The organism is Enterobacter sp. Tr-810 (assembly GCF_011752765.1).
Classification (GTDB): domain Bacteria; phylum Pseudomonadota; class Gammaproteobacteria; order Enterobacterales; family Enterobacteriaceae; genus Enterobacter; species Enterobacter soli.
The window spans coordinates 80,715-93,251 of sequence record NZ_VWWW01000009.1; the positions used below are offsets into that span (position 1 = coordinate 80,715).

Here is a 12,537-nt window from a genome sequence, read left to right on the forward strand (position 1 = left end):
AAACGCCATTATGTTATCCATATCACTCTAAATTGTTTTTTTGATGTTACCAAAAGCGCGTTCGTTTGCTATTATGAGCGATATCGAACATTTCTGAGCTTTAACGAAAGTGTGTGAGGGTGACATGGAAACCAAAGATCTGATTGTGATAGGCGGTGGCATCAACGGTGCCGGTATTGCGGTCGATGCCGCAGGACGCGGTTTATCCGTACTGATGCTGGAAGCTAACGATCTCGCGTGTGCAACATCGTCCGCCAGCTCCAAACTGATCCACGGTGGCCTGCGCTACCTGGAACACTACGAATTCCGCCTGGTCAGTGAAGCACTGGCCGAACGCGAAGTGTTGCTGAAAATGGCTCCGCACCTGGCTATCCCGATGCGTTTCCGTCTCCCTCATCGTCCGCATCTTCGCCCGGCATGGATGATTCGAATTGGTCTGTTTATGTACGATCACCTGGGGAAACGCACCAGCCTGCCAGGTTCGAGCGGTTTGCGTTTTGGCTCAGAATCGGTCCTTAAGCCAGAAATCGTGCGCGGATTCGAATATTCTGACTGTTGGGTGGATGATGCGCGTCTTGTGCTGGCGAACGCACAGATGGTGGTGAAAAAAGGTGGCGAGGTGAAAACCCGCACCCGTGCGACGTCTGCCCGCCGTGAAAACGGCCTGTGGATTGTCGAAGCCGAAGACGTGGATACCGGCGAAAAATTCAGCTGGAAAGCCCGCGGCCTGGTTAACGCTACCGGCCCATGGGTGAAACAGTTCTTCGACGAAGGAATGCATTTACGTTCCCCGTACGGCATCCGCCTGATCAAAGGCAGCCATATCGTCGTGCCTCGCGTTCATGCCCAGAAACAGGCTTATATCCTGCAAAACGAAGATAAACGCATTGTGTTTGTGATCCCGTGGATGGACGAGTTCTCCATCATCGGCACCACCGACGTAGAGTACAAAGGCGATCCGAAAAATGTCGAAATCGACGAAAGCGAGATCAACTACCTGCTGAAGGTCTATAACGCGCACTTTAAGAAACAGCTGGCACGCAACGATATCGTCTGGACATACTCCGGCGTGCGTCCGCTGTGCGATGACGAGTCAGATTCTCCGCAGGCCATCACCCGCGACTATACGCTCGATATCCATGATGTAGACGGTCAGGCTCCGCTGCTGTCGGTGTTCGGCGGCAAGCTCACCACCTACCGCAAGCTGGCCGAGCACGCGCTGGAAAAACTGGTGCCGTACTACAAAGGCATTGGCCCGGCGTGGACGAAAGGCGCGGTATTGCCTGGCGGTGATATTGACGGCAATCGCGATGACTTTGCGGCGAAACTGCGTCGTCGCTACCCGTTCATCACCGAATCGATGGCGCGTCACTTTGCCCGTACTTACGGCAGCAACACCGAGTGGATCCTGGGCGAGGCGAAAGAGCTTGCAGATCTGGGCGAACATTTCGGGCACGAGCTGTACGAAGCCGAGCTACGCTATCTGGTTGAGCACGAATGGGTTCGCCGTCTGGACGATGCAATCTGGCGTCGCACCAAAGAAGGGATGTGGCTGAATGCAGAGCAGCAGTCTCGCGTGGCGCAGTGGCTGCTGCAACATGCGGGAAAGCGTGAGCTGTCGTTAGCGTCGTAACAGGTGCGGCCTGATGCCCTCACCCCAGCCCTCTCCCACAGGGAGAGGGTGCAAAAAATAAAAACGGCAACCGAAGTTGCCGTTTTGCTTTTTACAATCTCACCGGATCAATATGCCAAATCGAATCGGCATACTCTTTGATGGTCCTGTCTGACGAGAAGTAACCCATATTGGCGATGTTATACATCGCGGCACTGGTCCACTTCTCTTGCTGACGATACAGCTCATCCACCCTGTCCTGGCAATCCACATAGCTGCGGTAATCCGCCAGCACCTGGTAGTGATCGCCAAAGTTGATCAGCGAATCCACAAGGTCACGGTAGCGGCTCGGCTCTTCCGGGTTAAACAAACCAGTCGCGATTTGCGTCAGAACCTGGCGTAACTCTTCGTCCTGCTCGTAATATTCACGCGGTTTGTAACCCTTCTTACGCAGCTCCTCCACCTCTTCCGTCGTATTACCGAAGATAAAGATGTTATCCGCGCCCACGTGTTCGAGCATTTCGACGTTTGCACCGTCCAGCGTGCCGATGGTCAACGCGCCATTCAGGGCAAACTTCATGTTACTGGTCCCGGAGGCTTCCGTCCCTGCCGTGGAAATCTGCTCGGAGAGATCCGCCGCCGGAATAATCAGCTGGGCCAGGCTCACGCTGTAGTTCGGGATGAACACCACCTTCAGCTTATCGCCAATATCCGGGTCGTGGTTCACCACCTTCGCCACATCGTTGATGAGGTGAATAATGTGTTTCGCCATGTAGTAAGCGGAAGCCGCCTTACCGGCAAAAATCTTCACGCGCGGAACCCACTCAGCTGTCGGGTCGGCCTTGATGCGGTTGTAGTGCGTAATCACATGCAGCACGTTCATCAGTTGGCGCTTGTACTCGTGGATACGTTTGATCTGCACGTCGAACAGCGCTTTCGGGTTGGCGACCACATTCAGGTGTAGCGCAAGCCACACCGACAAGCGTTTTTTGTTCAACAGCTTGGCTTCACGTACGGCTTTGTTCACCGTCGGGAAATCAATGTGCTGTTCAAGCTCGCTCAACTGCCCCAAATCGGTACGCCATGTGCGGCCGATATTCGTGTCCAGCACCTCAGACAACGGCTGGTTCGCCAGCGCCAGCCAGCGGCGCGGCGTGACGCCGTTGGTCACGTTGCAGAAACGTGTCGGGAAGATTTTCGCAAAGTCAGCAAACAGCGACTGCACCATCAGGTTCGAGTGCAGCTCAGACACACCGTTCACCTTATGGCTTATCACCACCGCCAGCCAGGCCATACGTACGCGACGACCGTTTGACTCATCGATTATCGATGCACGGCTCAGCAGGCCAGTATCATTCGGGTACTGCTCCTGAAGGGTTTTCAGGAAGTAGTCGTTGATCTCAAAGATAATCTGCAAGTGACGCGGCAGGATCTTACCCAGCATGTCCACCGGCCAGGTTTCCAGCGCTTCGCTCATCAGCGTGTGGTTGGTGTAAGAGAACACCTGACAGGTGACTTCAAACGCGTCATCCCAGCTGAACTTATGTTCGTCAATCAGCAGACGCATCAGCTCAGGGATCGACAGCACCGGGTGGGTGTCGTTCAGGTGGATGGCGGTTTTTTCGGCCAGGTTGTTGTACGTTTTGTGCAGCTGGTAGTGACGGCTCAGGATGTCCTGAACCGTCGAGGAGACCAGGAAATACTCCTGACGCAGACGCAGCTCGCGCCCGGAGTAGGTTGAGTCATCCGGGTAAAGGACACGGGACACGTTCTCGGAGTGGTTTTTATCCTCCACCGCCGCAAAGTAGTCGCCCTGGTTAAATTTACCGAGGTTGATTTCACTACTGGCCTGCGCGCTCCACAGGCGCAGCGTGTTGGTGGCGTCGGTGTCGTAGCCCGGAATAATCTGGTCATAGGCCACGGCCAGGATCTCTTCGGTTTCAACCCAGCGGGATTTTTTACCTTCCTGCTGAATGCGTCCGCCAAAGCGCACTTTATAGCGGGTGTTGTGACGCTTGAACTCCCACGGGTTGCCGTATTCCAGCCAGTAATCCGGGGACTCTTTCTGCCGTCCGTCAACGATGTTCTGTTTGAACATGCCGTAGTCATAGCGAATGCCGTAGCCTCGCCCCGGCAGCGCCAGCGTTGCCAGCGAGTCCAGGAAGCACGCCGCCAGGCGCCCCAGGCCACCGTTACCAAGCCCTGGGTCGTTTTCTTCGTCAATCAGCTCTTCTAAATCCAGCCCCATCTCTTCCAGTGCATTTTTGACGTCGTCATAAATACCGAGCGACAACAGTGCGTTGGAAAGGGTGCGGCCAATCAAAAACTCCATCGACAGGTAGTAAACCTGACGCGTTTCTTGTGAGAGCTGGGCGCGGTTGGAGCGCAGCCAGCGTTCTACCAGACGGTCACGCACCGCGAACAGCGTGGCGTTCAGCCACTCGTGCTTGTTGGCAATGACCGGATCTTTCCCAATGGTGAACATCAGCTTATAGGCGATGGAGTGCTTTAACGCCTCGACGCTGAGTGTCGGTGAAGAGTAGCTAAAAGGTGCATTCATATCTGTGACTCCGCCTCGTTACATCAAGCGTTGATAGAGATCGCGGTATGACTGCGCCGCAACGTGCCAACTAAAATCCATGGCCATCGCCTGGCGTTGAACGTAACGCCATAAAGAAGGACGGGACCACAAAACGAAAGCACGCCGAATCGCCCTTAAAAGCGACCAGGCATTACTGTCTTCAAAAACAAACCCGCTGGCAATTCCGTCCGCCAGGTTTTCCAGAGAACTATCGGACACCGTATCGGCCAGCCCGCCCGTGCGTCGCACCAGCGGTAAGGTGCCGTACTTCAGGCCGTAGAGCTGAGTCAGGCCGCAAGGTTCGAAACGGCTCGGTACCAGAATGACGTCCGCGCCGCCCATAATGCGGTGCGAAAACGCCTCGTGATAACCGATTTGCACGCCTACCTGGCCCGGGTGTTCCGCCGCCGCGGCGAGGAAACCTTCCTGCAATACCGGATCGCCTGCACCCAGCAGCGCCAGTTGGCCGCCTTGCTCCAGTAATCCCGGTAACGCTTCCAGCACCAGATCCAACCCTTTCTGGCTGGTCAGGCGGCTGACCACGGCGAACAACGGCACTTTGTCATTCACCTTCAGCCCCATTGCGATTTGCAGCTGACGTTTGTTTTCCGCTTTGTCTTCTACGGAATCGCGATCATAGCGAGACGCCAGTAGAAGGTCGGTTTCCGGGCTCCAGATTTTCTCGTCAACGCCGTTCAAAATCCCCGACAAACGTCCTTCACGATGACGCTGGCGCAACAGCCCTTCCAGACCATAGCCAAACTCAGCCTCGGTGATTTCGCGGGCATAGGTTGGGCTGACCGCCGTAATATGATCGGCGTAGTACAGCCCCGCTTTCAGGAAGGAAATTTGTCCGCCAAATTCCAGCCCGTGCATGTTATAGAACGACCATGGCAGCCCGATGTCATTCATATGATGGGCGTAATACATGCCCTGATACGCCAGATTGTGCACCGTAAAGACCGATTTGGCCGGGTGGCCCATCGCGGCGAGGTACGCGGGAGCAAGCCCCGCGTGCCAGTCGTGCGCGTGAACCACATCCGGGCGCCAGAAAGGATCTAACCCGATCGCCATCTCCGCCCCCACCCAGCCGAGCAGCGCAAAGCGCTGCACGTTGTCCGGGTAAGCAAACAGATTGGTGTCGTGGTACGGACTCCCTGGTCTGTCGTATAAATGCGGTGCGTCAATCAGGTAAATTCCCACACCATTGTAATGTCCAAACAGTAGCGTGATGCGCCCGGCGAAGGTTTCACGGCGGGTCACGACCTGAGCATCAGGAATACCTCGCCGGATGTCAGGAAAAGCGGGTAACAGGACCCGGGCATCCACACCACCGGCAATTTGCGCCGCGGGTAGAGCACCAATAACATCCGCCAGACCGCCCGTCTTTAATAACGGGAACATCTCTGAACATACATGTAAGACCTGCATTAGCGCTCCTGTTTGACGTGCAATTTCCGCAGCATTTCCCGTGTTACCAACACGATCCCTTCTTCTGAACGGTAGAAGCGACGCGCATCTTCTTCCGCATTCTCGCCAATCACCATGCCTTCAGGGATAACGCAAGCGCGGTCGATAACGCAACGGCGCAAACGGCATGAGCGCCCTACCCAGACATCTGGCAGTAATACTGCCGAGTCGATATTACAGAAAGAGTTCACGCGCACACGCGGGAACAACACGGACTGCACCACCACAGAGCCGGAGATAATGCACCCGCCGGAAACCAGCGAGTTCAGCGTCATGCCGTGGCTGCCGGAGCGATCCTGAACGAATTTCGCCGGTGGCAGGGATTCCATATGGGTACGAATTGGCCAGTTCTGGTCGTACATATCCAGCTCAGGCGTCACCGATGCCAGATCCAGGTTCGCTTTCCAGTATGCTTCCAGCGTTCCTACATCGCGCCAGTACGGCTCCGAATTCGGGTCAGACTGGACGCAGGACAATGGGAATGGATGTGCATAAGCCATGCCAGCTTTGGTGATTTTCGGGATGATGTCTTTACCAAAGTCATGGCTTGAGTTTTCGTCTTTATCGTCCTCTTCGAGCAACTCATAAAGATAACCTGCATCAAAGACATAGATCCCCATACTGGCGAGCGATTTGGTTGGGTCGTTCGGCATGGTCGGCGGATTCGCCGGTTTTTCGACAAAGTCGATAATCTTGTCGTCTTCATCCACATCCATGACGCCAAACGCCGTCGCCTCAGCAACGGGCACAGGCAGACACGCCACGGTGCAACGTGCCCCTTTTTCGACGTGGTCGATCAGCATGTGGGAGTAGTCTTGTTTGTAGATATGGTCTCCAGCGAGGATCACGATGTATTCCGCGCTGTAGCGACGAATAATGTCGAGGTTTTGCGTTACCGCATCCGCCGTGCCGCGATACCAGTTTTCACCGTGAACGCGCTGCTGAGCAGGAAGCAAATCGACAAACTCGTTCATCTCTTCACTGAAGAATGACCAGCCACGCTGAATATGCTGAACCAGAGTGTGCGACTGGTACTGAGTAATGACGCCAATTCGGCGAATGCCGGAGTTAAGGCAGTTGGACAATGCGAAGTCGATGATACGGAACTTACCACCAAAGTGAACGGCCGGTTTGGCGCGTTTGATGGTCAAATCTTTAAGACGGGTACCGCGGCCACCAGCCAGTATCAGGGCAACTGTTTTTAATGGTAGCTGGCGTGCCAACATTAAGGGATCGTTCTTCTCTAATCTAACCATGACTAACTCCTTTTTTATCATCTCTGGAACACGCACACTCCGTGCGCAGGCCCATGCCAGACTGCCATTACGACCGGATTATCCTCTCCGGCAAAAGGGGGAATGGCGTGCCACGCCCCATCAGGTAATACAAAATTAACCACGTCTTGCGTGGCGTTTAACGTGATAAGCCAGCGCTCCGAAAGCAGGATTTGCAGGCATGGCGCACCGCTTTGCCACTCTTGCGCGCTCAGCGGCTGTGCCTCTTTGTTTAACCAGACAACATTGCCATCGCCCTCTTCCCACCACTGATTTGCCGTCAGCGCGGGGATGGTCTGGCGAAGATGGATCAGTGCCGCCGTAAAGTGCACCAGCCCGCTGTTCGCCTGTTCCCATTCCAGCCAGGTGAGGTTGTTATCCTGGCAATAGGCATTGTTGTTGCCATGCTGGCTGTGACCATGTTCATCACCGGCCAGCAGCATCGGCGTGCCTTGCGACAGCAACAGCGTTGTCAGCAGCGCATGGATGCTGGCGCGACGTCGCTCAATGATGTCCTGACTGCCGCCTAACCCTTCTATACCATGATTAAAGCTATGGTTATTGTTAGTGCCATCGCGATTCTCTTCGCCGTTTGCCTCATTGTGTTTCTGATTGAAACAAACGCAGTCGCGCAGAGTGAAACCGTCATGCGCCGTCACCAGGTTGACGGTGGCAGAAGGTTTTTTTCCATCGCGTTTAAACAGATCGCTGGACGCCGCAAAGCGTCCGGCAAATTCGCCCAGCGACACGCTTCGTTCCAGCCAGAAGCGGCGCGTGGCATCACGGTAATGATCGTTCCACTCGGCAAATAACGGCGGGAAATTCCCCACCTGATAGCCGCCTTCGCCAATGTCCCACGGCTCCGCAATCAGTTTGACCTGTGAGAGCACCGGGCAGTTTTTTATCGCCTCAAACAGCGGCGCCTGTTGGCTGAATGCCAGCGTCCGCCCCATTACTGAGGCCAAATCGAAACGGAAGCCGTCAACATGGAACGTTTCAACCCAATACCTCAGGCATTCATACGCATAGTGGGTCACAGCCGGATGGCTGAGATTGAGCGTGTTACCGCAACCGGTCCAGTTGTGGTAATCGCCATCTTCCCTGATCCAATAATAGCTACGGTTATCAATTCCGCGCAGGGAGAGCGTGGGGCCATCAAGATCGCTTTCAGCAGTGTGGTTCAGCACCACATCCAGAATGACCTCAATGCCCGCCTCATGCAGCGCCTTTACCGCATCGCGGAATTCATCCCGCGCCTTATCCGGATGCACCGCATAGCGCGGCTCAAGCGCAAACATCGCCAGCGGGTTGTAACCCCAGTAGTTGCTCAGCCCCAGCCGTTGCAGACGCGGTTCGCTGGCGAAATGCGCTACAGGCAACAGCTCCAGCGCGGTGATCCCCAGATGCTTCAGGTAAGCAATCATCACCGGATGCGCGAGCGCCTTATAGGTGCCGCGGATCTCTTTGGGGATCGACGGGTGCAGATACGTCAGCCCCTTGACGTGCGCCTCGTAAATCACGGTGTTGCCCCACGGCGTGCGCGGCGGTTCGTCACCTTCCCAGTCGTAGAGCTCGTTGACTACCACGCTTTTTGGCGCAACGGGCGCGCTGTCACGGTGGTCGGGTTCGCCGTAGCCAACGTGTAAAACCGGGTCGTCAATCAGATCGCCTTCTACGCGGTGCGCGCAAGGGTCGAGCAACAGCTTCGCCGGGTTAAACCAGTGGCCTTGCCCCGGCTCCCACGGGCCATGAACGCGAAAACCATAGTGCATTCCTGGCCGTCCTCCGGCCAGGTAGCCATGCCAGGTATCCCCTGTGCGTACGGGCAGGTCATAGCGATGCTCGTTGCCTTCTCCGTCAAACACACACAGTTCCACCCGCTCCGCATGAGCGGAAAAGAGGGTGAAGTTCACACCCTTTCCGTCAAAACTCGCCCCGAGCGGTTCGGGTCTACCTGCCGTGAGTTGCGTCATTCACCCTCCCGAACCAGCCAGATTGTGCTCAGCGGCGGCAACGTCAGGCTCAGTGAATTCGGGCGTCCGTGGCTTTCCATCGCATCACTTTGCACCAGCCCGCCGTTACCCACGTTACTGCCGTGGTAGTGCATGGAATCAGTGTTCAGTATTTCGCGCCATTTACCGGCCTGATTAATGCCGAAGCGGTAATGTTGACGAGGAACAGGGGTAAAGTTGCTGACGACGATGATTTCGTTACCTGCTTTATCGCGACGGACAAAGGCCAGCACCGAACGTTCGTTATCGTCCACCACCAGCCACTCAAAACCGTATGCTTCGAAGTCGAGTTCGTGCAGGGCTTTATGATGGCGATAGGTCAGGTTCAGGTCGCGAACCAGGCGCTGAACGCCGTGGTGCCAGTTGTCGCCGCCTTCGAGCAGATGCCAGTCAAGACTCCCGTCGTGGTTCCACTCGCGCCCCTGAGCAAACTCGTTGCCCATAAACAGCAGTTTTTTGCCCGGGAAGGCAAACAGCCAGCCGTAGTAGGCGCGCAGGTTGGCAAACTTCTGCCATGCGTCGCCAGGCATCCGGTCGAGGATGGATTTTTTGCCATGCACCACTTCGTCGTGCGACAGCGGCAGCATGAAGTTTTCGGTGTAGTTGTAGAGCATCCCGAAAGTGAGTTTATCGTGGTGATACTGGCGATGAACCGGATCGAGCTTCATGTAGTCGAGCGTGTCGTGCATCCAGCCCAGGTTCCACTTGTACCAGAAGCCCAGGCCGCCCATTGACGCAGGGCGAGATACGCCCGCGAAGTCGGTCGACTCTTCCGCCATCGTGACGGCGCCCTCAACCTGCTCACCAATAATGCGGTTGGTGCTGCGCAGGAACTGAATGGCTTCCAGATTTTCGCGTCCGCCAAATTCGTTAGGGATCCACTCCCCTTCTTTACGGCTGTAGTCGCGATAGATCATCGATGCCACCGCATCGACACGCAGGGCATCAATACCAAAACGTTCGATCCAGTACAGGGCATTACCCACCAGATAGTTCGTGACTTCACGGCGGCCGTAGTTGTAGATCAGCGTGTTCCAGTCCTGGTGATACCCTTCGCGCGGGTCGCTGTGCTCATACAGAGGGGTGCCATCAAATTCAGCCAGACCAAAATCATCCGACGGGAAATGGCCAGGCACCCAGTCGAGAATGACGTTCAGCCCGGCCGCGTGTGCGGCGCTGATGAAATAGCGGAAGTCATCGCGTGTGCCGAAGCGGCGTGTTGGCGCATACAGCCCGGTGGGTTGATAACCCCAACTGCCGTCGAAAGGATGTTCGTTAACCGGCAAAAGCTCCAGATGGGTAAAGCCCATCCATTTGGCGTACGGCACCAGCTGATCGGCCAGTTCGCGGTAGCTAAGCCAGAAATTGTTATCGGTGTGGCGACGCCATGATCCAAGATGCACTTCATACACGGAAATAGGCGCATCAAAGCGGTTCGCCTGCTTGCGCTCCTCGCTCTGGGTAACTTTTTCCGGCAGACCGCAAATCAGCGATGCCGTGTCCGGGCGCATCTGCGCTTCGAAGGCGTACGGGTCGGCTTTAATGCGCAGCTTTCCGTGCGCGTCAATCATCTCGAATTTATAGAGCTGGCCGTTGTGCGCGCCGGGGATAAACAGCTCCCAGATGCCGGTTTCACGGCGCAGACGCATCGGATGACGGCGGCCGTCCCAGTAGTTGAACTGGCCGACGACGGACACGCGCCGGGCGTTCGGCGCCCACACGGAAAAACGGGTTCCCGTGATGCCATCCATCGTGTCTGCATGTGCCCCCAGCGTTTCGTAAGGGCGCAAATGGGTCCCTTCAGACAGCAGCCATGCGTCCATCTCCTGTAAAAGAGGACCAAAGCTGTAAGGATCATCAATAAGATTCTGCTGGCCGTGCCAGATAACGGCGAGTTGATAACGGAAAGGGTTTTTACGACGAGGCATTACACCCGAAAAAAAGCCGCGTGAATCAAGGCATTCCAGATTGCCCACTTTACGCCCGGTTTTAGGTTCAATGACCCACACTTCTGTGGCGTCCGGTAACAGTGCGCGGACTTCCAGCCCGGCGTCTGTGCGGTGCATTCCCAGAATGGAAAAAGGGTCGGCAAAATGACCCGCAATAAGCGCATTAATCACGTCTCTATCCACACGATCAGACATGGTATTCATCCTGTTTTTTAGTAATCGCCCCTTTTTAAGCGCCCGGGTGCGATTTTTAATGTGACCTGAACGAAGCTCCTCTCTGCTTCGTCCTACCCTCAGGTAAGAAAGACTCTCCCTTAAAGCATAGCCAACGCTCTAAATGACTCCTGATAAAAAATAAGACATACGCGTTTACTCCATGTAGTACGCAAAAAAAGGGGTGACAATGCACCCCTGAGATTTAACAAATTATTACGCCAGCTGGCGAAGCATTCTGCGCAGCGGCTCGGCGGCGCCCCACAGCAGCTGGTCACCCACGGTGAACGCGGACAAGAATTCCGGCCCCATGTTCAGTTTACGCAGACGACCAACCGGAGTGGTCAGCGTACCGGTGACTGCCGCCGGGGTCAGTTCACGCATGGTGATATCACGATCGTTCGGCACCACTTTCGCCCACGGGTTGTGTGCAGCCAGCAGTTCTTCCACAGTCGGAATAGACACATCTTTTTTCAGTTTAATGGTGAAGGCCTGGCTGTGGCAGCGCAGCGCGCCGATACGCACGCACAGACCGTCAACCGGAATGGTGTTCGCGGTCGCGAGGATTTTGTTGGTCTCGGCCTGGCCTTTCCACTCTTCGCGGGTCTGGCCGTTATCCAGCTGTTTGTCGATCCATGGGATCAGACCACCGGCCAGTGGTACGCCAAAGTTATCCACCGGCAGCTCGCCACTGCGGGTCAGTTGAGTCACTTTACGCTCGATATCGAGAATCGCAGACGCCGGGTTTGCCAGTTCACTGGCAACGCTCTGGTGCAGCTGGCCCATCTGGGTCAGCAGTTCGCGCATATGGCGCGCGCCGCCGCCGGAAGCCGCCTGATAGGTAGCAACAGAAACCCACTCAACCAGATCCTGCGCGAACAGGCCGCCCAGAGACATCAGCATCAGGCTGACGGTGCAGTTACCGCCGACAAAGGTTTTCACGCCGTTGTTCAGGCCGTCGGTGATCACGTCCTGGTTAACCGGGTCGAGAATGATGATGGCATCGTCTTTCATGCGCAGCGAAGAGGCCGCGTCAATCCAGTAGCCCTGCCAGCCGCTTTCACGCAGCTTTGGATAGATTTCGTTGGTATAATCGCCGCCCTGGCACGTGACAATAATGTCGAGTGCCTTCAGTGCTTCCAGATCGTAAGCATCCTGCAACGTGCCTGTGGTACCACCAAAGGACGGTGCAGCCTGGCCGAGCTGGGAAGTGGAGAAGAAGACCGGGCGGATAGCGTCGAAATCGCGCTCTTCAACCATGCGTTGCATGAGTACAGAGCCGACCATACCGCGCCAACCGATAAAACCAACGTTTTTCATAGCATTTTTTTCCTGGAGAGGTGTGTGCTGTTTGTGCAAACCAGTATTCAACTGGGATATGCTTCACATTACAAAATGCTGCCAAAGTCGCAAGCGAAATTAATCG

7 protein-coding genes are annotated in these 12,537 nt (G+C 55.6%); 1 reads left to right on the forward strand and 6 read right to left on the reverse strand.

From position 1 onward, the window contains the following. Positions 1 to 124: 124 nt before the first annotated feature. The gene (gene glpD, locus F3J30_RS20645; RefSeq protein WP_014072136.1) at positions 125 to 1,633 is read left to right on the forward strand and encodes a glycerol-3-phosphate dehydrogenase; all 1,509 of its coding nucleotides are present in this window, start codon (positions 125 to 127) and stop codon (positions 1,631 to 1,633) included. A gap of 91 nt (positions 1,634 to 1,724) precedes the next feature. Here glpD and glgP read toward each other — a convergent pair whose 3' ends face one another. From glgP to asd, 6 genes are all read right to left on the reverse strand, one after another. After that, on the reverse strand, positions 1,725 to 4,172 hold the full coding sequence (gene glgP, locus F3J30_RS20650) for a glycogen phosphorylase (protein WP_166718391.1): 2,448 nt from the start codon (positions 4,170 to 4,172) through the stop codon (positions 1,725 to 1,727). A gap of 18 nt (positions 4,173 to 4,190) precedes the next feature. After that, the gene (glgA, locus tag F3J30_RS20655; RefSeq protein ID WP_014072138.1) at positions 4,191 to 5,624 is read right to left on the reverse strand and encodes a glycogen synthase GlgA; all 1,434 of its coding nucleotides are present in this window, start codon (positions 5,622 to 5,624) and stop codon (positions 4,191 to 4,193) included. Then, positions 5,624 to 6,919, reverse strand: coding sequence for a glucose-1-phosphate adenylyltransferase (gene glgC / locus F3J30_RS20660; protein ID WP_166718392.1), 1,296 nt, complete (start codon positions 6,917 to 6,919; stop codon positions 5,624 to 5,626). Before glgC ends, glgA begins: the two co-directional genes overlap by 1 nt. Positions 6,920 to 6,936: 17 nt before the next feature. After that, complete coding sequence (gene glgX, locus F3J30_RS20665; protein ID WP_166718393.1) at positions 6,937 to 8,910, reverse strand: glycogen debranching protein GlgX; 1,974 nt, start codon at positions 8,908 to 8,910, stop codon at positions 6,937 to 6,939. After that, positions 8,907 to 11,093, reverse strand: coding sequence for a 1,4-alpha-glucan branching enzyme (gene glgB / locus F3J30_RS20670; protein WP_166718394.1), 2,187 nt, complete (start codon positions 11,091 to 11,093; stop codon positions 8,907 to 8,909). The genes glgX and glgB overlap by 4 nt, the downstream gene beginning before the upstream one ends. A 234-nt stretch (positions 11,094 to 11,327) precedes the next feature. Then, entirely contained in the window at positions 11,328 to 12,431 is a 1,104-nt protein-coding gene (gene asd, locus F3J30_RS20675; RefSeq protein ID WP_014072142.1) for an aspartate-semialdehyde dehydrogenase, read from the reverse strand. Positions 12,432 to 12,537: the final 106 nt, after the last annotated feature.

What these genes read in the sequence shown, in the direction of transcription:
- glgA (WP_014072138.1), bottom strand. Translation starts at nt 5,624, where the DNA reads ATGCAGGTCTTACATGTATGTTCAGAGATGTTCCCGTTATTAAAGACG.
- glgC (WP_166718392.1), bottom strand. Translation starts at nt 6,919, where the DNA reads ATGGTTAGATTAGAGAAGAACGATCCCTTAATGTTGGCACGCCAGCTA.
- glgP (WP_166718391.1), bottom strand. Translation starts at nt 4,172, where the DNA reads ATGAATGCACCTTTTAGCTACTCTTCACCGACACTCAGCGTCGAGGCG.
- asd (WP_014072142.1), bottom strand. Translation starts at nt 12,431, where the DNA reads ATGAAAAACGTTGGTTTTATCGGTTGGCGCGGTATGGTCGGCTCTGTA.
- glgB (WP_166718394.1), bottom strand. Translation starts at nt 11,093, where the DNA reads ATGTCTGATCGTGTGGATAGAGACGTGATTAATGCGCTTATTGCGGGT.
- glgX (WP_166718393.1), bottom strand. Translation starts at nt 8,910, where the DNA reads ATGACGCAACTCACGGCAGGTAGACCCGAACCGCTCGGGGCGAGTTTT.
- glpD (WP_014072136.1), top strand. Translation starts at nt 125, where the DNA reads ATGGAAACCAAAGATCTGATTGTGATAGGCGGTGGCATCAACGGTGCC.